The 24,023-nt window shown below is 55.4% G+C and carries 26 protein-coding genes and 1 tRNA gene; 12 read left to right on the plus strand and 15 right to left on the minus strand.

The features are described 5' to 3' along the window. Positions 1 to 83: 83 nt before the first annotated feature. A complete protein-coding gene (locus GOW93_RS17020) occupies positions 84 to 935 on the plus strand; it encodes a LysR substrate-binding domain-containing protein (protein ID WP_170386967.1) in 852 nt (283 codons plus the stop codon). Here GOW93_RS17020 and GOW93_RS17025 read toward each other — a convergent pair. Then, positions 932 to 1,828 (minus strand): LysR family transcriptional regulator, encoded by an 897-nt coding sequence (locus GOW93_RS17025; protein ID WP_170386969.1) that lies wholly within the window; start codon positions 1,826 to 1,828, stop codon positions 932 to 934. The genes GOW93_RS17020 and GOW93_RS17025 overlap by 4 nt on opposite strands. A 75-nt stretch (positions 1,829 to 1,903) precedes the next feature. Here GOW93_RS17025 and GOW93_RS17030 point away from each other — a divergent pair, with 75 nt between their 5' ends. From GOW93_RS17030 to GOW93_RS17050, 5 genes are all read left to right on the plus strand, one after another. After that, positions 1,904 to 5,116 (plus strand): reductive dehalogenase, encoded by a 3,213-nt coding sequence (locus GOW93_RS17030; protein WP_170386971.1) that lies wholly within the window; start codon positions 1,904 to 1,906, stop codon positions 5,114 to 5,116. Positions 5,117 to 5,243: 127 nt separating this feature from the next. After that, positions 5,244 to 6,110: an FAD binding domain-containing protein gene (locus GOW93_RS17035; RefSeq protein ID WP_170386973.1), complete on the plus strand. Its 867-nt coding sequence runs from the start codon at positions 5,244 to 5,246 to the stop codon at positions 6,108 to 6,110. Then, positions 6,107 to 6,586, plus strand: coding sequence for a (2Fe-2S)-binding protein (locus tag GOW93_RS17040; protein WP_170386975.1), 480 nt, complete (start codon positions 6,107 to 6,109; stop codon positions 6,584 to 6,586). Before GOW93_RS17035 ends, GOW93_RS17040 begins: the two co-directional genes overlap by 4 nt. Beyond that, positions 6,586 to 8,841, plus strand: coding sequence for a xanthine dehydrogenase family protein molybdopterin-binding subunit (locus tag GOW93_RS17045; protein ID WP_170386977.1), 2,256 nt, complete (start codon positions 6,586 to 6,588; stop codon positions 8,839 to 8,841). The genes GOW93_RS17040 and GOW93_RS17045 overlap by 1 nt, the downstream gene beginning before the upstream one ends. Further along, positions 8,834 to 9,079 carry a MoaD/ThiS family protein gene (locus GOW93_RS17050; protein WP_170386979.1) on the plus strand — a complete coding sequence of 82 codons (246 nt, stop codon included), beginning with the start codon at positions 8,834 to 8,836 and terminating at the stop codon, positions 9,077 to 9,079. The genes GOW93_RS17045 and GOW93_RS17050 overlap by 8 nt, the downstream gene beginning before the upstream one ends. Here GOW93_RS17050 and GOW93_RS17055 read toward each other — a convergent pair. After that, complete coding sequence (locus GOW93_RS17055; RefSeq protein ID WP_170386980.1) at positions 9,076 to 9,780, minus strand: lysophospholipid acyltransferase family protein; 705 nt, start codon at positions 9,778 to 9,780, stop codon at positions 9,076 to 9,078. The two genes, GOW93_RS17050 and GOW93_RS17055, sit on opposite strands and share 4 nt — an antisense overlap. Positions 9,781 to 9,924: 144 nt before the next feature. On the opposite strand from GOW93_RS17055, the gene GOW93_RS17060 reads away from it, so the two are divergent. Beyond that, a tRNA-Trp gene (locus GOW93_RS17060) sits at positions 9,925 to 10,000 on the plus strand. Positions 10,001 to 10,221: 221 nt separating this feature from the next. Here GOW93_RS17060 and thpR read toward each other — a convergent pair. From thpR to GOW93_RS17085, 5 genes are all read right to left on the minus strand, one after another. Further along, positions 10,222 to 10,785: an RNA 2',3'-cyclic phosphodiesterase gene (gene thpR / locus GOW93_RS17065; protein WP_368039684.1), complete on the minus strand. Its 564-nt coding sequence runs from the start codon at positions 10,783 to 10,785 to the stop codon at positions 10,222 to 10,224. 16 nt (positions 10,786 to 10,801) lie between these two features. Further along, positions 10,802 to 10,999, minus strand: a complete 198-nt coding sequence (locus tag GOW93_RS17070) for a DUF983 domain-containing protein (protein ID WP_170386982.1) — start codon at positions 10,997 to 10,999, stop codon at positions 10,802 to 10,804. Between the two features lie 400 nt (positions 11,000 to 11,399). Next, positions 11,400 to 11,891 carry a hypothetical protein gene (locus GOW93_RS17075; protein ID WP_170386983.1) on the minus strand — a complete coding sequence of 164 codons (492 nt, stop codon included), beginning with the start codon at positions 11,889 to 11,891 and terminating at the stop codon, positions 11,400 to 11,402. Positions 11,892 to 11,950: 59 nt separating this feature from the next. Next, on the minus strand, positions 11,951 to 12,196 hold the full coding sequence (locus GOW93_RS17080; RefSeq protein ID WP_170386984.1) for a hypothetical protein: 246 nt from the start codon (positions 12,194 to 12,196) through the stop codon (positions 11,951 to 11,953). Beyond that, positions 12,193 to 12,420, minus strand: coding sequence for a hypothetical protein (locus GOW93_RS17085; RefSeq protein WP_170386985.1), 228 nt, complete (start codon positions 12,418 to 12,420; stop codon positions 12,193 to 12,195). Before GOW93_RS17085 ends, GOW93_RS17080 begins: the two co-directional genes overlap by 4 nt. A gap of 372 nt (positions 12,421 to 12,792) precedes the next feature. On the opposite strand from GOW93_RS17085, the gene GOW93_RS17090 reads away from it, so the two are divergent. Next, positions 12,793 to 13,110, plus strand: coding sequence for a hypothetical protein (locus tag GOW93_RS17090; RefSeq protein ID WP_170386986.1), 318 nt, complete (start codon positions 12,793 to 12,795; stop codon positions 13,108 to 13,110). Positions 13,111 to 13,293: 183 nt separating this feature from the next. Here the strand turns inward: GOW93_RS17090 and GOW93_RS17095 are convergent, their stop codons facing one another. Next, complete coding sequence (locus GOW93_RS17095; protein WP_170386987.1) at positions 13,294 to 13,488, minus strand: hypothetical protein; 195 nt, start codon at positions 13,486 to 13,488, stop codon at positions 13,294 to 13,296. A 570-nt stretch (positions 13,489 to 14,058) separates the two neighbouring features. On the opposite strand from GOW93_RS17095, the gene GOW93_RS17100 reads away from it, so the two are divergent. Together GOW93_RS17100 and GOW93_RS17105 are read left to right on the plus strand one after the other, a co-directional pair. Beyond that, complete coding sequence (locus tag GOW93_RS17100; RefSeq protein WP_170386988.1) at positions 14,059 to 15,333, plus strand: hypothetical protein; 1,275 nt, start codon at positions 14,059 to 14,061, stop codon at positions 15,331 to 15,333. Further along, a complete protein-coding gene (locus GOW93_RS17105; RefSeq protein WP_170386989.1) occupies positions 15,330 to 15,515 on the plus strand; it encodes a hypothetical protein in 186 nt (61 codons plus the stop codon). Before GOW93_RS17100 ends, GOW93_RS17105 begins: the two co-directional genes overlap by 4 nt. Before the next feature lie 379 nt (positions 15,516 to 15,894). On the opposite strand, the gene GOW93_RS17110 is transcribed toward GOW93_RS17105, so the two are convergent. Then, the gene (locus GOW93_RS17110; RefSeq protein ID WP_170386990.1) at positions 15,895 to 16,671 is read right to left on the minus strand and encodes a hypothetical protein; all 777 of its coding nucleotides are present in this window, start codon (positions 16,669 to 16,671) and stop codon (positions 15,895 to 15,897) included. A gap of 160 nt (positions 16,672 to 16,831) precedes the next feature. Between GOW93_RS17110 and GOW93_RS20710 the strand changes: the two genes are divergently transcribed. Both GOW93_RS20710 and GOW93_RS17115 read left to right on the plus strand, forming a co-directional pair. Continuing rightward, on the plus strand, positions 16,832 to 17,005 hold the full coding sequence (locus tag GOW93_RS20710) for a hypothetical protein (RefSeq protein ID WP_217354812.1): 174 nt from the start codon (positions 16,832 to 16,834) through the stop codon (positions 17,003 to 17,005). 52 nt (positions 17,006 to 17,057) lie between these two features. Next, positions 17,058 to 17,204, plus strand: coding sequence for a hypothetical protein (locus GOW93_RS17115; RefSeq protein WP_170386991.1), 147 nt, complete (start codon positions 17,058 to 17,060; stop codon positions 17,202 to 17,204). Between the two features lie 138 nt (positions 17,205 to 17,342). Here GOW93_RS17115 and GOW93_RS17120 read toward each other — a convergent pair whose 3' ends face one another. From GOW93_RS17120 to GOW93_RS17145, 6 genes are all read right to left on the minus strand, one after another. Continuing rightward, positions 17,343 to 18,026 (minus strand): hypothetical protein, encoded by a 684-nt coding sequence (locus GOW93_RS17120; RefSeq protein ID WP_170386992.1) that lies wholly within the window; start codon positions 18,024 to 18,026, stop codon positions 17,343 to 17,345. Positions 18,027 to 18,349: 323 nt separating this feature from the next. Next, positions 18,350 to 18,841: a hypothetical protein gene (locus GOW93_RS17125; RefSeq protein WP_170386993.1), complete on the minus strand. Its 492-nt coding sequence runs from the start codon at positions 18,839 to 18,841 to the stop codon at positions 18,350 to 18,352. A 130-nt stretch (positions 18,842 to 18,971) separates the two neighbouring features. After that, positions 18,972 to 19,193 carry an HGGxSTG domain-containing protein gene (locus tag GOW93_RS20665; RefSeq protein ID WP_174819141.1) on the minus strand — a complete coding sequence of 74 codons (222 nt, stop codon included), beginning with the start codon at positions 19,191 to 19,193 and terminating at the stop codon, positions 18,972 to 18,974. 183 nt (positions 19,194 to 19,376) lie between these two features. Beyond that, positions 19,377 to 21,593 (minus strand): hypothetical protein, encoded by a 2,217-nt coding sequence (locus tag GOW93_RS17135; protein ID WP_170386994.1) that lies wholly within the window; start codon positions 21,591 to 21,593, stop codon positions 19,377 to 19,379. Further along, positions 21,590 to 23,491 (minus strand): phage tail tip lysozyme, encoded by a 1,902-nt coding sequence (locus GOW93_RS17140; RefSeq protein WP_217354813.1) that lies wholly within the window; start codon positions 23,489 to 23,491, stop codon positions 21,590 to 21,592. The genes GOW93_RS17135 and GOW93_RS17140 overlap by 4 nt, the downstream gene beginning before the upstream one ends. 36 nt (positions 23,492 to 23,527) lie before the next feature. Continuing rightward, a complete protein-coding gene (locus GOW93_RS17145; RefSeq protein ID WP_170386995.1) occupies positions 23,528 to 23,764 on the minus strand; it encodes a hypothetical protein in 237 nt (78 codons plus the stop codon). Positions 23,765 to 24,023: the final 259 nt, after the last annotated feature.

The raw sequence follows: 24,023 nt of genomic DNA on the forward strand, positions 1-24,023 counted from the left end.
TCCCCAAAAGATGCGCTTGCCAGGTGAGTTTGACTAATCAGTTCTTCTGTTTCTATGCTGTAGAAAATCTACAGGATAAACCTATGGCTGCATTGCCCCCCTTAAACGCCCTCCGGGCTTTTGAAGCTGCCGCTCGGCATCTGAACTTCCGATTGGCAGCCGAAGAATTGGGTGTGACACAAGGCGCCGTTGCCCAACAGGTGCGCGGGCTCGAAGCGCGATTGGCCAAGAAACTGTTCGACCGACTGCCGCGAGGCCTTGCGCTGACCGAGGCCGGCCGGCGATTTCACACGCCGTTGCGCCGGGCATTCCGCCTGATTGAAGAGGCGGTCGATGACCTTTCGGACGACCTGCAAATAACGATTTCAGTCACACCAAGTTTTGCGTCAAAATGGTTGGTTCCGCGTTTGAATGATTTCACCTCCCAGCATCCCGACATCTCTGTTCAGGTGGACGCGCGCGAGCGTCTTGCGGATTTCGAAGGCGACGGTGTGGATATTGCGGTGCGGCAGGGGCGGGCGCCATTTGGCGCAAACCTTGTGGCAGAGCCTCTATTTTCAACTGAATTTATTCTTGTGTGCTGTCCGCGGACTGCGCACTGCATCTCACGACCTTCGGATCTGTCTGGCCAAACCCTTCTGAACGATACTCACGGGTTGTGGCCGTTATTCCTTGAACGCTTGGGTGTCACCGGCAAGCCGAGAATGATGAACTTCAGCCAGACCAGCCTTGCCATTGATGCCGCAGTGTCGGGGCAGGGGATTGCTTTGGCCAATGCGCCTTTGGTTTCGTCCGAACTTGCGTCAGGCAAATTGGTTCAGCCGCTTTCCGACGTTTTGGTCGAAGATCTCGGGTTTTATGTTGTCATGCCGAAACCTCCACGCCAGCCGCAACTTGTAACTCTGATGAGGGATTGGCTGCTGTCTCAAGTCTAAAGCGTAGCAGCAATGCCTTCGATCCGTTCGCGCAACCAGCGATGGGCCGGGTCGTTTGCTGAACGCTGATGCCAGACCATGTAGATTGAGACCGGCTCACACTCGAATGGCAGTGGTGTGCAATCCAGGGCCGCCAGCGGACCTTGTTTCATCAGCGCCGTATCGGTTGAGATCAAGTCGCTTCCTTTCACAAAGGACGGGATGGCGTTGAAATGCGGCAGGGTGACGGTGGGTGGCCGGATCTGGTTCTGATCCACCCCTCGCATCACTGCACGAGAGCTGCGCCCGTCGGTGAAACGCACCTCGACATGTTCGGTCTGGCAATAGCTCTGCCAACTGTCCGGCGGCTTGCGCTGGTCGGCGTCGTAAAAAATCATCAGCGGACTGACCAGTATACGTTTCTGGAAGATGTCCGGCCCGTCCGGTGGCAGTGGGGTCAGCATCAGCTGGCACCGATCGCTGCGCAACAGATCAGGGTCTGGGACACCTGATGGAATAAAGCCCAGCCGCAATCGCACGCCTTCGCTCCGCAGCGCATGCAGCAACGGTGGAAAGATCAATTCACGCGGCATGTCGTTGGTAGCGATCTGGACGCTGATCTCTTCGGCTTGCGGGTCAAACGGGCGGTCATCGGTCAGCGCTCGCATCCCGTCCAAAACGCGCTGGACCGGTTCTTTTAGCGACAAGGCGCGCTCGGTCGGTGTTAGCCCCTGGCCCGAACGCACAAACAACGGGTCACCCAGCACCTGTCGTAGCTTGGCAAGGGTGTGGCTGATCGCCGATTGGGTCACGCCCAGCCGGTCGGCGGCCTTTGAGACCGAGTTTTCCTCGAGGATCGTCAGAAAGGTGCGCAGGACTTTGCCGTCCATGTCAGTGAAATCAGTTTTTCTCATATCAACTATGACTAGTCATGAATGGATTTACTGTCCACGACGCATTAGGTGATATTCATCATCAGGAGGCACGCGATGGGAATCCGCTTTTTCTCGGACAAAAACCGGCCGGTTCACATGGGCCGATATCCTCTGGAGCGGTTGGCGCGGCAACCCGATATGCCGGACTTGTCCTCGGTCGTGCCGATGCCTGAACTAAGTTTCCGACGCCCCAAACACCCCGAAAGCATCGTCAATGCGATGGGTGAGTTTCAGGCGATGATGGACACTATCCGCGATGGATTCGTGAATCCTGCGGTCTCGGAAATTCCTGCAGACCCTTTGGAGCGCGCCAATCATCTGAAGGCATTTGGATATTTCAATGATGCGTCGATGATGGGCTGTGGCTCTTTACCGATTGAGGCGCTGTTGCCTGAGCCTCGTCGTAATCCCGATATCGACCGTCTGGCCCACGCGTTGAAAACGCGCCAGACCAAGACGTTGGCTTCGGGGATAGACCTGATCATGGCCGACCTGAAAGAAAGCATGGAGGCCGCGCCCAAACCAATGGGCACGCATCGCCATGCCATTGTCTTTCTGTACGAACACAACCGCGACCCCGAGCCGGGTGAACCAGGTGCGGATTGGATCATGGGCGCGCAGGATCACCGCGTCTGTTTGCTGGCCACAGAGAATGCGGTGGTAATTGCCAACTATATCCGCTTGTTGGGTTTCGATGCGCGGGCACATACGGCGATGTCTTCCGAAGTTGATCTAGGGCGGCTGGCTGTTGCTGCAGGGCTGGCCTCGGTCGAGGGCGACGACTTGGTGGCTCCGTGGCTGGGTAAACGATTTGGTCTGGCGGCAGTGACGACCGAGTTGGAAATCGCGCATGACCGACCCCTGCGCCCCATGGCGCAACAACCGTGGTTCCGTACGCGCGGCCCGGCATGGTGGCTGGGTACGGGCTTTGCCAAAAATGCGCTGAACCGCGACCCCTATGCCAAGCGCCGTTACGTGGATGGGGCGCACCCGTTCGAAAAGCTTAAGCGCGTCGAGGATCCAACCACGTATATCGACGAAGAAAACGTCGCCCGGGTTCCGAAGCGGGCAGATATGTTTGCACGGGCTCAGTTCGGGGACATGGGTAAATCACTGCAGGACGCAGCCAAGGGTGGGTATTACGTGCGCAAGGCTGCCCCTAGCTGTGCGCAGCGTCGCGCGCTGGGCGCGTTTGTGCTGCTGCAGGATGGCGAGAGTGCGAATGTTGCGCCGCAGTCCGATGCGGCGCGCAATGCCGCGAGTATCAAGGCCGCGAGCTATTTTTTGGGTGTCGATGCGGTGGGGCTCAGCCGTTGTCCTGAATGGGCATGGTATTCTCACGATGCGACGGGAGAAGAGATCACGCCGCCTCATGACCAAGCCATCAGCATGATCATCGATCAGGGTTATGAAACGATGGAGGGCGCCAGCGGCGACGACTGGATCAGCGTCGCCCAGTCGATGCGCGCCTATCTGCGCTTTTCCCTACTGGGCGGGGTGATCGCGCAGCAGATCCGCAATCTCGGCTACAAGGCCAAGGCGCATACGGTGATGGATGGCGAAGTGCTGCAGCCCCCGCTGTTGCTGTTGTCCGGGCTGGGTGAGGTCAGCCGGATCGGCGAGGTGATCCTGAACCCCTATCTCGGCCCGCGTCTGAAATCCGGTGCGGTGACGACGGATATGCCGATTGCGCACGACAAGCCGATTGATTTTGGTCTGCAGAGCTTTTGCGAAAGCTGCAACAAATGCGCGCGCGAATGCCCCTCGGGGGCGATCACAGCCGGGCCGAAGCTGATGTTCAACGGCTATGAGATTTGGAAATCGGACAGCCAGAAATGCGCGACGTATCGGGTAACGACACCCGGAGGCGCAATGTGTGGGCGGTGCATGAAAACCTGCCCGTGGAACCTTGAAGGTATCTTCAAGGAGCGCCCGTTCCGTTGGGCGGCGATGAACATTCCGTCCGCTGCACCTGCTTTGGCCCGGCTGGATGATGCTGTCGGGAATGGTGGGTTGAACGAGACCAAGAAATGGTGGTGGGATCTCGAGTTGCAGGCGGACGGAGCCTACAGACCCACCGCACACCCTTTGAATCGGCGCGGCCTGCAAACCGATCTGAATCTGAAATACGAAGACCAGACACTGGCGGTCTACCCTGCATACCTGGCCCCGCATCCGTGGCCCTATCCTTTTGCCATGGACCGCGAGGCCGGTATCGAGGCCTATCAGACGATGGTGACGGCCGAGGAATACAAGGCCCGCAAAACTGCCGGTGATATGTCGGTGATCCACCGTTACTACATCGCGGGCGATGCGCCAGTGATACGGGTTGAGGTGACCAAAGTAGATAAGATGGCGGCTGATGTGACCAAATACGAATTCTCGGCCCTCGACGGTGCGCCTTTGCCGGACTGGACGGCAGGGGCCCATCTGGATGTGCTGGTCGCACCGGAATTCCTGCGTCAGTATTCCATGTCCGGCGATCCGTCGGATCGGGCGACCTATCAGATCGGGGTACTGCGCGAGGATGAGGGGCGCGGGGGTTCGGCGCTTTTGCACCGCATCTTTAATGAAGGGCGCAAGGTATTCATCTCGAAACCCATCAATCATTTCGAGCTGGATGAGACTGCGACCAAGACCTTCTTGATGGGTGGCGGGATCGGCATCACTCCGATGATCGCTTTTGCCCACCGCCTGCACACGCTGGGAAAACAGTTTGAGCTGCATTATTCTGCCAGCACCCGCGCCAGTGCTGGGTATTTGGCCGATCTGGCGTCAGCGCCTTGGACGGATCACGTACACTACCATTTCTCGGACGAGGGCACGCGAGCAGATTTGGACAATATTCTAAAGGGTTATCAGGACGGCTGGCACATTTATACCTGCGGGCCGGATCGTTATATGGACGGCGTGATGCAGGCCGCATTACGGCAGGGATTCCCCGAAGAGGCGCGGCATCTGGAGTATTTCTCGGTTCCCGAGCAGCCCGAGTATGAGAACCATCCGTTCACGTTAAGGCTGGCAAACTCCGGTCGTGAGTTGACCGTTCCTGCAGATAAGGACGCTGCACAGGTGCTGACAGAGGCCGGAATTCAGGTGGATGTGAAATGCTCCGATGGTATCTGTGGGGTCTGTAAATGTGGCGTGATATCAGGCGAAGTCGACCATCGCGATTTCGTTCTTTCGAACAAGCAACGCGAGGGCGCGATGATCCTTTGTCAAAGCCGCGCGGCGCAACCGAACGGTGTGATCGAAATCGACCTCTGAAATAAGGTCTGGAAACGACACCGGATAACGCAAAAATTGGTCGTTCCAGCCATGGACGCCGGTATGCTGCTGCACTAACGTCCCCTTCGAACCCAGTGAATCCTGATCAACAGGTGCGAGGTATTTCATGGATTATCACAGCCCCGCCAGCTTTGCCGAAGCCTCGGCGCTGGCAGCAAACGCAACGGGCATTACTCGGTTTCTAGCGGGGGGCACGGATGTTCTGGTGCAACTGCGCTCGGAACTGGTGACACCCGATACGTTGATCGACATCAAAAAGATCGACGGTGTACGCGATATTACACGTAATCCCGATGGCAGTTGGACGCTGGGCGTTGCTACCACCGGTGCCGAGATGAGCGAACATCCCGATCTTGGTCGCGACTGGCCAGGCGTGGTCGAGGCGATGGACCTGATCGGTTCGACCCAGGTCCAGGGCCGTGCGACTCTGACTGGCAACCTTTGCAATGGCTCTCCGGCGGCGGATTCGGTGCCTGCTATGGTGGCAGCGGGCGTGACGGTTACGGTGACCGGCCCAGAGGGTGACCGAGAAGTGGCCGTAAAAGATATTCCGACCGGACCCGGCAAGACGTCCTTGGAGAAGGGTGAGGTGGTCTCGGCCGTCAACATCCCCGCGCGGGGTGAGAATGGCGGCGACGCCTACCTGCGGTTCATTCCACGGACCGAGATGGACATCGCTGTGGTCGGCGTTGGCGTGAACTTGCGTCTGGACGGCGATACCATCACCGAGGCCCGCGTTTCGCTGGGCGCTGTGGCGCCGACCGTTCTGCTGGACGAAGACTGTGCCAAGGCCATCATTGGAAGCACGCTGGATGATGCCGCGCTGGACGCCTTGGCCGCTGCCGCATCCGCCGCCTGTAACCCGATCGACGACAAGCGCGGCACGATCGCATTCCGCACCGAGGTTGCTGGCGTTCTGGCCAAACGCGCCGCCAAAATCGCCTATGCCCGTGCCAAGGGAGAGCAAGCATGAGCAAGTTCCATGTATCCACCACCGTGAACGGTGACGCGGTTGAATATCTTTGCGATCCGCGCGAAACCCTGCTGGACTGTCTGCGCGACAAGTTGAACCTGACCGGCGCGAAAGAGGGCTGCGGTACCGGTGACTGCGGCGCGTGCTCGGTCACCGTCGATGGTCGTCTGGTCTGTTCCTGTCTGATGCTGGGGGTCGAGGCCGAGGGCAAGACCATCGAAACCGTCGAGGGTATCGCGGATGGCGACGTTCTGCATCCACTGCAGAAGAAGTTCATCGAACTCGCCGCGCTGCAATGCGGTATCTGCACGCCGGGGATTCTGGTTGCGGCCAAGTCGCTGTTGGAGAAAAACCCCAACCCGACCGAGGAGGAAACTCGGTACTGGCTGGCAGGAAACCTCTGCCGCTGCACCGGTTATGACAAGATCATTCGCGCCGTCATGGAAACGGCCGAAGAACTGCGGGAGGCGTCATAATGGCTCTGGACGATCGCAAATCGGAATTCACTTTCGTTGGTACGCGCCCGGATCGCCCGGACGGGTTGGACAAGGTCACAGGCCGCGCCAAGTTTGGGGCCGATGTTTCGGCGCCGGGAATGCTGCATGGCGCGATCCTGCGTTCGCCTCACGCCCACGCACGGATCGTCAAAATCGACACATCGAAGGCCGAGGCACAAAAGGATGTCAAAGCCGTTGTGACACGCGCGGATTTCGCCGAAGTGCCGTTCAAACCCGGTCTGGAAGGCGAGTTCTGGAACGTGCTGGAAAACGTCATGGCCGGGGAAAAGGCTCTGTATGACGGGCACGCGGTCGCGGCTGTGGCAGCGACGTCTGCTCTGGCGGCGCGCGATGCGCTGAAGCTGATCGAGGTCGAGTACGAAGCATTGCCGCACGTCACTGATGTGGACAAGGCAATGTCCCCGGACGCGCCGATCATTCGTGAAGGCGCAGCGGATTATTCCGTGCCCGAAGGCATGCACCCGAACGTCGTGCGCTATCATGAAAGCGGTCATGGCGACGTTGAGGCAGGGTTCGCCGAGGCTGATCTGGTCATCGAAGACAGCTTTGTTACCGAAGCAACCCATCAGGGTTACATCGAGCCCCACGCCTGTCTGGGCATGCTGGGCAATGACGGCAAGGGTGAGCTGTGGTGCACCACACAAGGCCATTGGATCGCGCAGAAAACCTGTGCGGCCTTGTTGGGCATCGAGACCTCGCAACTGCGCGTCACGGCATCGGAGATTGGCGGCGGCTTCGGCGGCAAGACAACCGTTTTCATCGAACCCGTCGCGCTGGCACTGAGCCGCAAGGCTAACCGCCCCGTGAAGCTGGTCATGACGCGGTCCGAGGTGTTCCGGGCGACCGGCCCGACCGCCTCGGCCTCGATGGATATCAAGATTGGCATGAAGAATGACGGTACGATCACCGCGGCGCGTGGCGAATTCCGGCTGCAAGGCGGTGCGTTTCCGGGGGCTCCGGGTGATTTCACAGCGATGTGCGCCTTTGCGGCGTACAATCTGACCAATGTCAAACAGATCGGCTATGACGTCATGGCCAACCGCCCGAAGCAAGCTGCCTATCGGGCACCCGGTGCGCCGATGGGGGCCTTTGCCGTTGAGTCGGTCATCGACGAGATGTGTAAAAAGCTGGGCCTGGACCCCATCGACGTCCGCCTGAAAAACGCAGCGCACGAAGGCACCAAAGCCAGCTATGGCCCGCGGTACGAGCGTATTGGCTTGGTCGAAACGCTTGAAGCCGCCAAGGCGCATCCGCATTACTCGGCCCCGCTGAAGCCAGGGCAGGGGCGCGGGATCTCCTGCGGGTTCTGGTTCAACCACGGCGGCGAGACGTCGGTGTCGCTGGCCCTGTCCGAGGATGGCTCGGCCCAGTTGATGGTTGGTACGCCGGATATCGGTGGTTCCCGCGCGTCGATGGCGCTGATGGCGGCCGAGGTCCTTGGCATTCCCTATGAGAACATCCGCGTCACCATCGCCGATACCGCGACGCTGGGCTACAACGACGTCAGCCACGGCAGTCGCGTGACTTACGCGTCGGGCCTAGCGACCATCAAGGCGGCCAAACACGCGGTTGAACGGTTGTGCGAACGGGCAGCGGCCAAATGGGGCATCCCGGTCGATGCGGTGAAATGGGAAAACGGCTGCGCGGTACCCTCGGGGCCCAACGCAGGTGACTTTGACCCGATGCCGGTGGCCGATATCACCGCCGATATGGGCGCAACCGGAGGTCCGATCTCGGGGCACTTCGAAGCTACCCCCGAAGGCGCAGGCGTGTCCTTCGGAACCCACATCGTTGATGCGGAGGTTGACCCCGAGACCGGTAAGACTTCAGTTACGCGATACACTGTCATTCAGGACGCCGGAAAGGCCATCCACCCCACCTATGTGGAAGGTCAGTATCAGGGCGGTGCCGCGCAAGGTATCGGCTGGGCGCTGAACGAGGAATATATCTATGGCGAAGACGGTCGCCTGCAAAACTCGATCTTCCTCGACTACCGGATTCCCGTTGCCAGCGACCTGCCAATGATCGACACAGTGATCGTCGAAGTGCCAAATCCCGGCCACCCGTTCGGTGTGCGTGGTGTCGGTGAGACGGGCATCGTGCCCCCTCTGGCCGCTATTGCTAACGCTGTGTCACATGCGGCGGGCGTGCGAATGAAGCAACTGCCGATGTCACCGCCGCGCATTCTGGCCGCGCTGAAGGACAATGGTTGAGGTCCATCTCTGGTCCGGTCTCCGATCGCTGACCGGGGGCCAGCAGGTGGTGGAGGTTGAGGCCAAAACCACCGGCGAATTGCTGCGTGCGCTGGTGCAGGCGCACCCGCAGTTGCAGGCCCCGATTGATGCAGGTGTTTCCATCGCCATTGATGGGCGCGTCATTGCCAGCGGTCTAACCGAACCAATTCCCGAAGGCAGCGAAATCTATTTGATGCAACGCCTGAGGGGAGGTTAAGCCTCGGGCGTCCACGGCTCGCGCCCAACCATGCGATCAGCTTCGGCGGTGATGTCGTTCATGTGTTGCTGAAGGCTCTGACGCAGTTCTTCGACCTGCTCTTCGCTGGCTTTGCGGGGTACGGTTTCGGTCCATTCACGGCACAGAAACACGCCCTCATTCCGCCAGGGGCGCGGCATCAGCAGTCGATCCCATGTGCCTGCCTCACGACCATGCCGCGCTGAATATGTGATCCCGAACACCCGCTTGCCCGAAGAGCGCGCCCAGACCAGAGGCACAGTTTTGGACACCCTTTCGGGGCCACGGGGGCCATCTGCGGCGATGCCGATTGAGATGCCCTGTTTCATCTTGCCCAGCACCTCGCGCGACAGGGCGACATGGCGCTTCTTGCTGGCCATGGCAATCGTGTCCATGCCGAACAGCTGCTGCACCCTACCTACCATACTGCCGGCGCGTGCCGCCGAAGTAATCGAGCAGATGCGCCCTTTGTCCAGTGGAAAGAAATAAGGCGACTGTGCCAGTCTCTGATGCCACAGCACGACGATCACCGGTTCGCCCTGTTCGACCAACGCATCCAGTTCATCATATCCAATGCGCTGCCACGTGGTGTTGCGGTTGACCATCCGAATATAGCTTGCAATCCGTCGCGCCACCCAGTTCAGGACGGCTTCGCTGTCTGCAATTTTCTTACGAATACTCACGGATAGGGATCCTCGTACTGACCAAACCGTGTCTTATAGAACTCGACGCGGTGCGCAACTTGTTTGTCGGATAGCATTAGTCGCGTGGAATCTGAAAAAGGCTCTTGAGTCCGCCGCGCGGCTGGCATATCTGAGGCGCACCTTAGGGGTATAGCTCAGTTGGTAGAGCGACGGTCTCCAAAACCGTAGGTCGCGGGTTCGAACCCTGCTGCCCCTGCCATTAAAATCAATCACTTACCTGGTATTACACGTGCTGACGTTCAAAATTTTGTGCGTTTTTTTGTGCGTTATTCTGAAAATGCGCGTGAATCGGTGTCGAACACTGAGCTGATTAACGGATTTTGACAGTTTCTCGATTCCCGCCCCAGATTGAGATGTACTCCTATATCTCGCCGACAACCGTCAGAATGTTGGATAATGCTTGGGACGTTGGGCTTGTGCTCATCTGAGGGTGTAATGCGCTAGGGCATCGTGTCGGGCACCTTCAGGACGCAAGGTAGATTGGTAGAGCGTAAAGCCGGTGACCAGCATTTCCGGCAACTCTCTATTTGTGCGGGGATGCTGGACGTGCTGAACCGCCTCGTGCTGCTTAGGCTTCAATCGAGCGATGGTTACATGCGGGCGGAAGCGTCTGCGGGGGAGCATGATTCCTGCTCGCCGCGTGGCGGTTTGGACTTTCTGATGTAATTCTGTGAGCGCCTGACAATCCGCCACCCCGACAGCCAGCACATGCCCAAAACTTTCGACTCCAGAAAAGGCAACGTCGAAAGGTGGGATTGAAAGTGTCAGTAACTCTTCATGCAATTCCACCAACATCTCCTCGGCCTGATTACCCAGAAAGACTAGTGTCAGGTGCATATTGTCCGGCAATACAGGTCGGCCAACAGGCAGCGCGTGCTGTATCTGTGAAAAAGCTACCTTAGTTTCTTCGTCCAACGATATGGCAACGAATGACCGCATAGAGCCCCTAGTCTTTCCCGTTGGCCTCAGTGTGAAGCACACCATCCGCTTCGAAAAGCTTTCACCAGTTGCCGGTTAGTGCGGCAAAGATGACCGCAAACACCACCACCGCGATTACAACGAAAATAGCGGCCCCTCTGTCTTCCTCATGAACGTAGACTGGCCCGCCACACTTGGGGCATGGCTTCTTGTTCATATTCTTTAAGCTGCGTCGTGTAGTCCAACCACATTCGGCGCACTGGCCCTTCAGTCCACTCATATCTTGCTCCAAAATCGCCTTAATCGAAGTGTCGAAAAGATACCTTGAAAATGCCTTTTCCAAGTTCTGCGTTGCCGTGCAAGGGTTAAGAAAACGTTAACGGAACAGTATTGTGAAAACCCTCATTTCAATCAGCGCACTAGCGCTTACTTTGTCCTGGTTACCAGCCTCTGCCCAGGATGCATCAAAACCGTTGAATACTGGCAATGTGCCTGTCTCAACCCAATCGTTTTGGAACTTGATGAAAACCGACGGCGAGGCCAAGGTTTTTGACGCTGCCTGCTGCAAAATTTGCCGAAAAGGCAAAGCCTGTGGGAATAGTTGTATTAACCGAAGCTACACGTGCCGTAAGGGGCCAGGGTGCGCCTGTAACGGGTAACATGATCGACAAACAGATTTGTTACCCTTGAGCAACCACCAAAGGCGGCTCCTTCGGAAACGACCTGATGTCGAACCACTTGAAGCACGTGCCGTCACCGTTGCGTTTATCGCCCATAAGCAGGTGCGTACCCGTAGTCCTGTGCCGTATCAGGGCCGCTCTGAATGCCCTTAGGTCAATCAACCGCCAGCTAGTTATAGATTGCCCATTAGGTCCCGCGTGACCGTAGAACATCCAGTCTCCATAACCATTTACAATCTTGGACAGCTCCGTTTCAGCCCCAGTTGGCAGTTTGGCCCGAATGGTGAATTGATGCGGATACCTGACCGCGAAGCCGTGACGCCTAATCCTTGCCGCTATACGCATGTCCTTGGCGTCCAACATCAACAGGTCCGTGGCTTGATAGTAGTCCAGCGGATCTGGGGCGGCCTGTAGAATATGGCGGCCAATGATGCTCTTTATCTCGGGCAGAAACTGGTCGGACCAGTGCCGGTTGACGCTGTAACAACTCATATCAAATCTCGAAAATGAAAACGGGTGCAGAGAATGCCGCGCCCGATTGTGGATCTGGATTAGACAGCCTTATTTTTTGTTTCTTCTTTGGGGAAGTGTGCAGTCTCCAAGCGCTCAATTGTGTCAGCCGCCAATTCTGCGATTGCTTCGAGCAATGCGTCGTAGCCACCCTTGTTCACAAGGTCGATGTTCATGGCTGAATCGCTCGCTGCGATACCGACACGGCAGAGATTGAAAATTGCGTAGCAGTTGCCCTCCGCTGACTTGGTAACGCTTGATTCGTACAGTGCAAACGTATCTTTCATGATGAAACCTCCGGTTTGTGGATGCTATCCAACGCGTCTGTGAGGGCTTTTGCGCGCCGGAGTCCGATTTCAGTCAGAACTATCAAATCGTGTTCCGGATCTGATGACGCATAGAGACCGTTTATAGCGCCGATTAAGCATTCGATTGCCAATGCATCAGACTGCAACTGGGCGCGTGTTTTGGGCAAGCCGCTCCCATTCGCGCAAACGCGTTGTTCGGTCATTGCTGTTTCCTCCTAACGAAATGGGTGGGCAGATATTGCCCCCAAAAGCGATACAATGTATCTATTAGTGGACAGTGTAATTGTCAATACAGAGCAACCAAAAAGATACAGGGTATCCATAATGACGCCGATACAGGCAAGGGCAGCAAGGGCAATTCTAAAGATTGGCGTTAGGGAAGTAGCTACCCAAACTGGCGTGACTCCGAATACGGTTTCTCGAACTGAAGCAGAGGCACTTCGAAGCGGACGCGGACCAAATGCCGCTACAATTGCTGTGCTTAAAACATGGTACGAAGCCCAAGGAATCCAGTTCCTAGACGAGGGAGACACGGCCAACGGGCCGGGTGTGGTTTTAGTTAAGAAGGATCAACAATGACTGATGGCTTCGAAATGTGGGATGAGTTTGTCAGGATTGTCCCGGCTGGCAAGGGTCAGGAAGAATTTCTATTCGACGTTAAAATACCCACGATCCCAGTTGCTGGCGACAGGATAAACTTGGAAGTTCGCGGCATGATGTTCACCTATTTGGTTGTGTCTCGGACATTCCAGATTCTAATAGATGGCATAGAGGACAGTGAGGACTGGGGACGACACTTAGGTCCCGTTAAAGCAATCATCCATGTTGAGGAGCTTGCCGTTGATGCCGTGAATTTACGATACGGCCCCTTTGCCAAAAAGGGCAGTCAATGACTGACCCAGTGCTATACCGAACGATGACAAGCTCAGAGTAGCCTAGATATTGTCAGATTTGTCCTTAGGCCCCGCTCTGGCAGGGCCTTTGCATTTAGAAGTGGGTTCTTATCATCGTGATAAGTGGGCTATTTATTGTCCAACTTCTACCAGAGCTATTAGCTTCACCTTTTGATAGCCCTATCAGTTTGAATCATCTACCAAATGGACCCGTCCGATAGCCTGATACACTTCCATCATTGCTTCCATGGCGGTCTCGACCTTAGCCGCGATTTCGGGATTGGCCTCCACCCACGGATGTTCGCCGACGTATGAGCCGTAGCTGTCCATGAGAACATACGCGGTGTGTAGTGCTTCGTGTGCTGAATAGTCGCTCATATCGGGTCTCCTCAAAAAAAGAGGCCCGAATATCACGGTGTACTGTTTCGGGGCAAGTGAGTTCCGTGTTCGTGACGCACTTCACTGACGGCCCTGCCAGATCCGTCAATACTGAAGGTGAAGTTAGCGCTCATGGTATTTTGAGAGCGCGGTTTTTCATTATCCTCTCTGTTCCTGGGGCGCGCTTGTGGTGGGTGCGCCCCTTTTTCTTACCCTAGATTTGACCGAACCCACCAAATCCCCTCAGAGGGGAATACAGACCCGGCAACCGGTAACAGTCACACGCGCGCGTACTGCGCAGAAAACCCGGCCTCGACGGTCTGCCCCCGCTATTCACCGCTAGAAAGCGGGCTTTTGCTCAATTATGAGCGGAGCACCTGACGCAATCACCTCATGAGGGGTTCTCTCAGTTTTGAGTAGCGTACAAAGGTCGATAAAATTATCAGATAGTAACGAAACTGTTGCAAGCTCGGTCAAAAACTGCGCTGAATGAAGTAAGCTTTTGACGCCGAACCAGCAGTTACCGCTTTCGGCAAAACTTATTTCAGATACTGCACTCCGGAAAAAATCGTGACAGCCGAAATTGCCATCCTCAATAAATCCGCCATTGTTCTTGCCGCAGATAGTGCCGTTACCATCGGTCAAGGCAACTCAGCCAAGATTTTCAATACAGCAAACAAGATTTTCGAGATAAGCGACCAATCATCTATTGGGTTGATGATTTTTAACAATTTGGACTTTATGGGCTTGCCGCTGGAGGTCTTGGCAAAAGAGTTTAGACGTAAACATGGGGCTAAGGCGTTCGCGACCGTAGATGATTGCCGACATGCGTTTATCTCTTTTCTCGATACCGAAGTTGAATCGACGCCGAGGGACATCAATCGTCACTTCCAGATGTTTGCTTATGACGTGCTTACCACTGTGTCATCTCGATATGACCAGGCCCTTCAGGTCCATATTATGCAAACAAGAAAGGTGCTGGTCAGCAAGTTTAATGGGGTATTGAAGGGCGTTCTCCAAGACGCAATCAAAGAGTATGAGGCGCTAGATAACGCTGTTTGGTATGGCAATACCCGCCTTAACGACAACCGTAAAAAGCTAATCGATGAATTGTTCCCCACGGTCTTCCCAAATGTTCAGCTAACGCAGCAGTGCAAGCGACTTGCACACCGGCTTGTGGCTTTGGCAATCTGTAAGAATACCGCCTCTACAAACTATACCGGATTGGTCTTCGCTGGGTTTGGCGAAGCTGAGCTCTGCCCAACGCTGGTACACATCGAAATCGACGGAATCTTGGATGGTCGGTTAAAGCACATTGAGCGGGCAATTGTGAATATAGGCAGGCACGGTCCAGAGGCCGAAATTATTGGGTTCGCACAAGATGACATGGTTCAAAGCTTCGTAAATGGCGTTGACCCGCAACTGCGCCAGTACTCCCAAACTCTTATCCGCGAAGCTATTGGACGGACGGCAAGCCTGATACTTGGACCAATCATCAAGGACCAGCGAAAACTCAATACCGCACTTAGAAAGCTGGTTCCAGACCTCGATGACCTAGCTAACCGCCTGAAGGAAAAGAGAGACGAATTTACCGAAAGTAACTATACGAAAGACGTTAAGGATATGGTAAGAATGATGCCAAAAGAAGAGATGGCGAACCTTGCCGAGTCATTGATTGATATTACAAGCCTGAAGCGCAAGGTGACACGAGACCGAGAAACGGTGGGTGGTGAAGTGGATGTGGCAGTTATATCTAGGTCGGAGGGTATGGTCTGGGTTAAACGCAAGCACTATTTCCCAGCAGAACTAAACAGTCGGTTTTTCAGCAGGACGGGACCAAAATGAACTTTGCCAAAAAGCGCGACGATGGACGGCGGACATTCCTGCATGGCGTTGAGGACTTATCCGCGCCGGATGCAGCGGTAAAGGACGTCGATGAGGCTACACAAGCGGTTAAGGAGAAGTTTGAGGCTACTTTGTCTGAGCTCTCCAAGTTGATACCTAAGCAAAAAGACCGGGTCAACTAGACCCCAAGACTGCCCGTAAATCACCGTAAATACGGCTTGAATACCTCGATTGTTTTTCAAGCTGGGGCCGTGCTAAATATGGATTGGCAATCTAGTTTTATCCGCTCGCTGTCCCTGTAAGTCCCTGTAAGTCCCTGTATTAAAAGGAGGCGGTGACATGCTGGCCGAGCGCGTATTAACCGGCGTTGCCGAGTTGTCGGTACCGGTATCGGTTGTTTCCCGAATGGGAAAAAACTCAGTTTTGACCCTTACCCCCTGCTACATTTTCTACACTTGCTACATGGAGGCGCGCCAGCCATCAGCGTATTTGCTTCTAGTTTTAGGGTAATCTTGGGGTTGTTCATTGTTCATCCCTGCTTTCAGGCATGAATAGTCGAGGTTAAGCCCGTTGATAGGCTTTGCGACGTTCAACAAATGCCATGTCGCCTTCGCTGCGCACATTCACTAAGGCAGATGAAACCCAAACGCGCTTACCGCTCGATAGTACGCGTTCGTGGGCTCGTCTTAGGTGCGGGATCGGACTTGTATGAGTCCCCCCCTTGTCCGCATCAGTAAGCTCGGTTCCCAGAGCAGAGAGGTACTCCCCCGCATCAACATTGTAGTGTGCTGGAATCGGGGCCTTACCAAGCCGCCGACGCTTTGCGTTCACTACACTTGGCGCGCGCTTGAGATCCACGCTGCTACCACGAGTATTGAGCACTGCAATCGCAAGCGGGTAGTTGGAAAATGCGGCCCGTTCTTCAGGAGATTCCGACTGGCCAAGCGTCGGCGCAATGGTGATAGTCGTGCCATCCGGGCCGTGCCTGAATAGGAAATTATCTACAGAGTGTAGTCGCTTGGGGAGTACGAAGAACTGGCTGACGTAAACCGTGTCATCCGGTTGCGGTCTCACTACCTCTAAAAAGGTTGCTGGCTTCGATAATCCATCATCTTCCATCGTGGAGTAGTCGAGCGTAAAGGCCCACGGATGCAAACCAAACGGCTGGCCTACGTGTTCTCTAAGGCCCTCCACCACTTCAGTCACCCGGTTAAGATCCAAAACTGTACTATTGAAGGCCCCCAGCGCGAATAGGCGTCCCTCATCCAATGTACCTTGTGGTATCACGTTTCGACTGGCGAGGTCGGGCAATCTCTCTAACAAACGGCTTAGTTTCATATTCTGCTTCTTGCCCCAAGTTGCGGGCTATAGCTAGCCGTACAATTTACTTGGCCCAATAGCTGATTCCAGAAATCAGAAAGCCTCACATCGTGCACCTACCAGAATCGCCAATTTTCCTGTATTGAGTCTCACATTGATTTTTCTTTGAGGTATTGCCATGACCATTGTTCGCACCCAGGCTGAGTACCGTTCTGCGCTCCGGGAAATCGAGTATCTTTGGGGGTCTGAACCAGACACAGACGAAGGCAAGCAGCTCAAAGAATATCTGTTGGCGGTCGATAGATACGAACAACTTTCAAACGAGGCTCCTGTAAAGCTTAGAACGGCCTGAAACATTGGAGCAAGCCGCTGTTCGTTCCATTCACCGCTTTGGGAGAATAGATATGAACAGAAACTACTTGATAATCGCAGTTGCGGTCCTTGCCCTTGTGTTGGTTTTCTCAATGATGAGGTCAGGCGGTGAAGATGGCGCTGGCGAAGAAACCGCACCGGCTGCTGATACGGAAACCGAACCCGCCGCTACGGAATAGGCGTTCCAAAAATGCACGTCCCCCATTGGGGGTTGTACCGGGTCGCCCTCGTAACGCCTTACGCCCCCAATCTTAGGGAGGTTGAAACCTTATCCGCGCATCAAACTCCCTAAGCTGGCGGTCATGTTTGGATGGTATCTATCCGTCGAGAACCTCACCATCAGGAAAGCAGGAGTCGTCGATGACCTGAAAACGCTGCACCTTATAAAGCCCAACCCAGGCGATACCTGATACAAATCCTTTAACGACGCGAATGTTGATCGTACTTGCTTCCTTCAGCATCTCTCGCATCTTGTCAGAAGAATCTTTGAAGAGCGCGTCGCAAGCAAGATTTAGATCAAGCAATTCATAGGGAACTTTGGTTTCGCCTCTTCGACCGAAGGTTAGCGTTAACTCGTCTTTGGCGGGTTTTTCGTACCTTACAGGCGACCAACCGGTCAACGGTCCTGGGTAACTCCAGTCGAAAATCAATTGCTCGTCGAAGGCACGGCAGGCTCCGCCTTGAACCTGCACTGGAAATATGTCTGTTGACGCACCGTCTTCAGCTTCAAAGAACCGAAAGCCGAGACGGTAAATATCGTCGCGAGTGACCCCATCGGGCGGGTCCGGCAACTTTGTCAGTACAGAGCCACATAGAGAACGAAGCAACGCGCCGGTAACAGTGAATGTATCTTTGTCCGATCCTCTAATCCGCAAGGGGTTCACTTTAACGTCGAGCGCATACTCGCCTAACAAGGTGGACCAAGTGGGATCGTAGCTCTGCCAAGTGAAAGTACCGCTGGTGTATTTGGGTCCTGCTTTACTGTGTGTATGGTCGCCCATTAAGTAGGGTTTACCCAATACGACTAGAAGGCCTAACACACCCCAGATCAGAAAAACGCCAACGGGAAACTTCCTTTTGGGTGGCGGTCGCGATGGAATATATGTGGATTGCACTCCGGCTCCGGTGTGCTCGGGGCCAAATGAATTATTATCCGATGTCAACTTCTAGACTGCTCCGTAGGCTCGCTTAACGCGGCATGGCTTCTTCTGTACTCATAGTATTACTCAACTAGAGTAAGAAACTAAATTTTTCGAATCAATCAACTATGCACAGTGCCGGTTAAGCGAAAAAAGCTCTGCGAAGCGCGTCAAACACGTCTGCATTAGTCGCAATGCTCAACCATCTTTTTGTACGCCTCTAAACCCTTTTTGGTTTTGAAGTGCCCCTGAACTTGGATGCGTTGTTGGCCTTTGACCATGAGGCCATCAAAGTTCACTCTGCGAAATGACAGCATTTCTTGCGTGGTAGCTGATTGGTCTTTGCTTGGATTTATGCCCCAGCCTTCGTCATCTTCAAATGAGACTGCCTTCGCATCTGTGCTAAGCGATAGATTTTCCCAGACAAGCGCTTTCGTTGCTCGGGTCGGAGTCAACTGAATAAAGGTTTTGCTCTCGCTGTCTACCATTAGTGTAATTTCTTGAATTCGTCCCTTTGGGACCATACGAGTAGCCATCCAGCAATAGTCGCCGTCTTTGAACAAGCCCCAATGCGCAACTCTACCTTTGTTGTAAAAAGTTTCTTGGGCTATCCCGCTATCGCTTGCGGCAATGAAAAAAAGTGCTACCGCAAAGAGGTATTTCGTAAAAGTTTGCACATAAATCTCCACACGTTTGGGTAAAATACTTCATCCGTTATTCAATCTCCGATAAGAGCCAGAAGGTGAAGCAGAATTCCTAGGGTCATAGGGTGGGGGCAAGAGATTGTGGCGCTTTCCCAACACCAATTTAACTTGCCGTTGCTTCAAGGGACCGTGCCAGTTCAATCAAGCGGTTGCGCTCTGCCCAAAGGGCAGTGTTAGCTTCTGAGATACGCTTACGGCCCTCTGCGGTCTTCGCGCCGGTCGATAGCCCGCCATGCAGGCGGCACCGGGTCTTTCCCTCAACAGGAGGCTCCAGGCAAACACCATACTTGGTCCTGGCTCCGCAAATCTTGGTTTCACTGGTCATGTTTTGCCTCCTGTCTGGACCGGGGCGGGTAGAACCCCTATTTTGGTGCCATGCGTAGATTGTTTTTTGCCCTTGCCATAATCGTCATTTTGCTATGCGCCCCTGTGACGGTCTTTGCCGTTGGTTGGGGATACATGCAGATTTACCATCAATTCGGCATGATCCCCTTTGTCATCGCCTGCTTCAGCGGCCTTGTGTGTGTGCTAGGGGTTGCTTGGCGCTCTGATACAGCCCTAGAGCGGTCGCGCCAGACACCACACGCCCAATAAGCTGCGCCTGGGCGTCTTTGAGCGGTTGACCCTTTAAGGCCCCTCTGACGGCCCTGAGCGCGTCCTGTGCGTCCTTTCCCTTAATGCCGGTAAGTGCCTTAGCAATTTCCGCAAACATCCCTCTTTCACGCGCTGACATGCTGCGCGGGTCGATTGCAGCGATAGATTGCGTAACCTCCCGTGCAGCATCTAGCGGATTGCCAAGGTTTCCGGTCGTTCGCCGTACCAAGCCGGGTGCAGTTTCTTCTGCCACTTGTTCCTGAATGGATTGACGGATGGCAGTCTTGGAGTTTTGAGCCACAGCGGCCCGCAGTTCCAGTGCCGTTGCCGAACGGTCCAGCTCCTTCAACAACCGACCCGCCCGAGGCCCACCGAGAACAAGGCGCAGTTTCTGGATGTTGGCGCGGCTGGACATTTCCTTGACCAATTGCATGGCCTCGCGCGCGTCTGTGTTCGGATCAGTGATGGTCCGGCGCACGTTGGAAAGGTTATGTTCAATGCTTTCCCTGACACCCTGTCTAACAGCCTGCCGGGCTTCATTGGACACGCCCTGACTCAGAAAGCCTTGCACGTCCTCAACCGTAGTGCCTTTGAACAGAAGGTTCTTACCGAGCGCGAGGCCCTCGTCCTGCTGTACCTTATCGCCACCGAGACGCAGAGCGCGCCCGTAGAGAGGAACGGCCTGCTTTGTGGTCTCGCGTAGCTCCGAGGCCAACTTACGGGCTCTCAGGCCCGCTGCGTTCATTCTTCCGAACTGATCGACAGACGCCCGCGCGATGCCATCAAGTGCTTTCTTGATTTCGTCCAGTTGCTGAACGTTGGGCATTTCCCTGAAAGTCACGCTGCCATCGTCTCCAATCTGCGCCATGATTTGCTGATTGCGTCGCCCTGCTGCTGTCATGGCCTCGTTGGCTTCATCTATCGCAGATTTCAAAGTACGAGGCGGAACTCGAGAAAGCACAGATTCAATCTGACGGCCTTTGGCGTTGGAATAGTCAATCGGCTTGGCGTAGGCGGCGTTATAGGCCCTCTGTCTTGCGGAGGCAGTGCCCTGCGAGATTTCCTTTGCGGCGGCCTTGATGCCCTTGGATTTGCCGAACACGTTGTCCAATACCTGGGGCAGACGTTTCCCAACCAGCGCTGCGCGCCCGTCTGCGGCCTCTCTGGCAGCGCTTAGGGCTTTTCCGCCCGTAGTGGCCGCTGCATCCAGCAAAGCGCCCGTAGACGGCCCTGCGTCAGCCAGCAATGCATCTTCACCCAGTTGGGCCAGTCGCGCCTGCGCCTCGTCAAGATTGTCGCTCATGATACCTTGTTTGACGATACGCGCCGCCTTGGGAGAAATGCCCAGTTCGTCCGCAATGGTTCGTATATCGAGTTTCTTAATTCTGCGGGCGACGTGAACAACACTTTCACCCCCCATCGACGCAACCGGGCCTAAGAAAGCAGCCAGAGTTCCACCAATGCCCGCACCTTTTGCGGCCTGTGGCAGTCGTTCACCTTCATCAGCCCGACCCGCAAAACTCACGGCCCCCTCTACAGCGCCAGCAGGTGCTGCAACCATGCCCGCCCGAGCGCCACGCGTGAGCATATTTGCCCCTTTGGCAATGAAGTCTGCGGCTTTCGTCGCTCCTGCTCCCGCAGCAAGTGGAACCGCTGTTGCGATACCGCCTGTAACGTTGAGCGCCGCTGATTGGCCTGGATGTTGGCGTTCCATGGCGTCAGAGGTCAGGCGCATGTTTTCTGCCGCCTCTGGACTTACCATTCCAACGGCTTCATCAGCCCATTCCCCGACAAGCGGAGTACCCTGAAGGAACTCTTGCGCACGGGCTGCAATCGGGTTCTCGGCAATGCGTTCCTGGTCAAAGTCCCGCTGAACCAGATCCGCTGGTCGTGCGCCCTCCATGATTTCCGCGATACGGTCTTGGTCGTTTGTGGCATATCCCGGTGAGGTGAAGGACAGAGACCCTCCCTCCCGCTTGAATACCTTGCCGCCATCCTCAGTTGTGGCGACAACATCACCAGACAGTTCCTGCCTACGCTTAGCAATGCGGTCCTGCATTCCCGCCAGATTGCCCTGTTGGGCCAGTTCTGCCCGCCGGTTGGCGATGCGTTGCTGTAGGTCACCGTTCATTGGTTCAACTCCTGAAAGCGGCGCTCCAGAGCGTCGAGTTGTGGCCCTGTCATCTTTTCGACAGGCACCATGCTAAGCTGATTGAGGTCCATTTGAAGGATGCTCTCAGGTGTGTAGGACATGGCGGGCTGACGGTTAAGATAGCTTTGCCAATCGCCCTCTGGGTTGGCTTTGATACCATTACCCTCCTCAGCAATAAGCGGGTTATCCCGCATGTATTCCGACCAGACCTCCTGCGCACCCTCCAGGCTGCCATGCTTGCGCGCCCAGTTCTCAAAGAAAGCGGCGCGGGTCTGCGCCCGTGCGGCCCCGGCTTTCATCACCTGAGCAATTGCCATGTTTCCTTCTTGGGTCTGGCCCAAATTCGGTACGGCTGCGCGGAACATGCCCATTTCCCGGTCAGTAATTGCGCCCTTTGTCTTTTCGGTGAAGGTCAATTGAGCCTCCATCGCCAGAGACTTGAAAGCGCCACGTGCGCCGCTGTCTCCGGGTAGGAAACCAACAATGTCATCAACGCGCCCGTATAACTCACCGCCGGGACCTGTGTATCCAACCTGCGATGCTATGGTCTCAAGCTGTGTTGCAAGACTTTCGATGTCCGTTGCAGTTCTGGCTGCGTTGTTGATTTCTTCAAGCGCTGCTGCGTCTTTCTTCGATAGCTCTTTGCCAAGCTGTCCTGGATTGCGCGGAGTCGCCGTGGTGTTACCATTCTGACCCGGCGGGGTGTTTCCCTGCCAGCCGTGAGTGACAGTCGTTCCGTCAGGCGTGGTTACGCTGAACCCGGGTGTGCGTTGGCTGGTGCCGACAACGGCAGGACCGCCCTCTGCGGCAAGGTCATAAAGCTGATTGCCGACGACCTTGAAGCGCCCAAAGTTCATTTCGTCAGGCGTCGGCGTGACATTAGGAGCAACCAAACGTGGGTCTTGCTGGCCTGTTGGATCAATATAATACTTTCGCCCGTCCGCGAGTTCCTGAATGCTGAAATTAGGCACAGTGTTGGCCTGCTGACGAGCCTTCATCTCCGCCTCGTATTGCAGTCGAATTGCTTGCGCCTGTTGGGGCGTAGTCATTGGATCAGCCAGTAGCGTAATTAGGTCGTTCGGGTCGTTCGAAGCAACCTGCACTCCTCCATATTGCGCCACGCGGCGCGCACGATGTTCCTCAGCAGGGCGCAAGAAATCATTTACGATAGCGGTTGCCGCTTCTGGGCGGTTGCGGGTCGAAAGAATGGTGCGTCCTGCCTCTGCTTCCGAACCCTGAAGCTCATGAACTAGGAAATCTAGCTGTGTATCAAGGTCCGATACAGGCTTCCCCCGCTGTGCGGCAAACTGCTCCAGCGCGGCACGACGCGATCCTGTCCACTGAAGAAGCCCATATCCACCACGGGAACCCGGAACCAACGGGGAATGCTCGTTGATATCTGTGCGTAAGCCCGACTCATCACGGGCGTTCATCACAAATGCCTCGGCAACATGGGGCGACATTCCCCGGTCCTGTAGGCCCTTCAATATCTGACCTTCAATGGACATAGCAACGTCCTTGCCAAGCGCGGCCATTGTGTCATCGCCTATGGCTTGGTTTGGGGTGCGGGGTTGCATGGGACGTTTCACACCTCGTGTCCGCGAGGACGCAGCCATGGGAAAGCTGCTTAGGCGCGAATTTATCCGCTGCGCATGGGCGTTTGCCCGCTGTTTCTGTTCCCGCTCCTGCCTGCGCTGATCCATGAGGGCGAAACCTTCATTTAGATAAGCACCCACGCCCTGTCCGGAAAGCAAGCCCTTGGACATAGCCAACAGGAGGGGGTATGTCTCTTGCAAGGCGGGACCAATACCAAGAGGCGGCGCGGGGATTTGCTCGTTATTGCGTGTCGCTGCGTTTGTGAATTGACCTAATTTCATTTCATGCTGTCCTTGTTTCTAGGGCTTTCCCTAGGATCAATTGAGCCCCCGTCTTGCCTGTTCATGCGCATCAATGGCCTCGTCAAGCTGGGAAAGGTAATCGGCCAATGCGGCCCGATCCGCGCGAAGTACGTCAATGAACTGATTGGGGGTTGCGTACAAAACTGCCGTCATGCGCGCCGTCAGCAATTGGGCGTTTGATTGCAGCTCAACCGGGTACGTGGGGATCGGGTCCCCGGAATCGTCCAGTGGGAGGTTGCTGAAACCTATCATTTTGCACCTGCTGCCAACGCCTCATTTATGGCATTGTAGGTAACATATTACCCCACGAAACGCAAGAACGGAGCCGGAACATTCGAAAGGAGGTGAGGTAAAACAACATCCCTCCACTTGCCGAGAAATTAGGGCGGCTCAAGACGGCGTTTACGATCCTTTAACCAACATTTGAGCATTCTAGACATGTTGTGGCGCAGATGGGCTCGTAGATGAAAAGTCAGTTATTGGGACGATTGAAAGACGTTATAGCCGGAGA

The organism is Ruegeria atlantica (genome assembly GCF_013032455.1).
Lineage (GTDB): Bacteria > Pseudomonadota > Alphaproteobacteria > Rhodobacterales > Rhodobacteraceae > Ruegeria > Ruegeria atlantica_B.

Coding starts and splice junctions, on each gene's coding strand:
- GOW93_RS17120 (WP_170386992.1), bottom strand. CDS start 18,026: ATGGGCGACCATACACACAGTAAAGCAGGACCCAAATACACCAGCGGT.
- GOW93_RS20710 (WP_217354812.1), top strand. CDS start 16,832: ATGACCATTGTTCGCACCCAGGCTGAGTACCGTTCTGCGCTCCGGGAA.
- GOW93_RS20665 (WP_174819141.1), bottom strand. CDS start 19,193: ATGACCAGTGAAACCAAGATTTGCGGAGCCAGGACCAAGTATGGTGTT.
- GOW93_RS17025 (WP_170386969.1), bottom strand. CDS start 1,828: ATGAGAAAAACTGATTTCACTGACATGGACGGCAAAGTCCTGCGCACC.
- GOW93_RS17070 (WP_170386982.1), bottom strand. CDS start 10,999: ATGAGTGGACTGAAGGGCCAGTGCGCCGAATGTGGTTGGACTACACGA.
- GOW93_RS17105 (WP_170386989.1), top strand. CDS start 15,330: ATGAACTTTGCCAAAAAGCGCGACGATGGACGGCGGACATTCCTGCAT.
- GOW93_RS17045 (WP_170386977.1), top strand. CDS start 6,586: ATGGCTCTGGACGATCGCAAATCGGAATTCACTTTCGTTGGTACGCGC.
- GOW93_RS17030 (WP_170386971.1), top strand. CDS start 1,904: ATGGGAATCCGCTTTTTCTCGGACAAAAACCGGCCGGTTCACATGGGC.
- GOW93_RS17110 (WP_170386990.1), bottom strand. CDS start 16,671: ATGAAACTAAGCCGTTTGTTAGAGAGATTGCCCGACCTCGCCAGTCGA.
- GOW93_RS17140 (WP_217354813.1), bottom strand. CDS start 23,491: ATGAAATTAGGTCAATTCACAAACGCAGCGACACGCAATAACGAGCAA.
- GOW93_RS17090 (WP_170386986.1), top strand. CDS start 12,793: ATGACTGATGGCTTCGAAATGTGGGATGAGTTTGTCAGGATTGTCCCG.
- thpR (WP_368039684.1), bottom strand. CDS start 10,785: ATGGTGTGCTTCACACTGAGGCCAACGGGAAAGACTAGGGGCTCTATG.
- GOW93_RS17085 (WP_170386985.1), bottom strand. CDS start 12,420: ATGACCGAACAACGCGTTTGCGCGAATGGGAGCGGCTTGCCCAAAACA.
- GOW93_RS17020 (WP_170386967.1), top strand. CDS start 84: ATGGCTGCATTGCCCCCCTTAAACGCCCTCCGGGCTTTTGAAGCTGCC.
- GOW93_RS17135 (WP_170386994.1), bottom strand. CDS start 21,593: ATGAACGGTGACCTACAGCAACGCATCGCCAACCGGCGGGCAGAACTG.
- GOW93_RS17040 (WP_170386975.1), top strand. CDS start 6,107: ATGAGCAAGTTCCATGTATCCACCACCGTGAACGGTGACGCGGTTGAA.
- GOW93_RS17075 (WP_170386983.1), bottom strand. CDS start 11,891: ATGAGTTGTTACAGCGTCAACCGGCACTGGTCCGACCAGTTTCTGCCC.
- GOW93_RS17145 (WP_170386995.1), bottom strand. CDS start 23,764: ATGATAGGTTTCAGCAACCTCCCACTGGACGATTCCGGGGACCCGATC.
- GOW93_RS17115 (WP_170386991.1), top strand. CDS start 17,058: ATGAACAGAAACTACTTGATAATCGCAGTTGCGGTCCTTGCCCTTGTG.
- GOW93_RS17035 (WP_170386973.1), top strand. CDS start 5,244: ATGGATTATCACAGCCCCGCCAGCTTTGCCGAAGCCTCGGCGCTGGCA.
- GOW93_RS17080 (WP_170386984.1), bottom strand. CDS start 12,196: ATGAAAGATACGTTTGCACTGTACGAATCAAGCGTTACCAAGTCAGCG.
- GOW93_RS17050 (WP_170386979.1), top strand. CDS start 8,834: ATGGTTGAGGTCCATCTCTGGTCCGGTCTCCGATCGCTGACCGGGGGC.
- GOW93_RS17095 (WP_170386987.1), bottom strand. CDS start 13,488: ATGAGCGACTATTCAGCACACGAAGCACTACACACCGCGTATGTTCTC.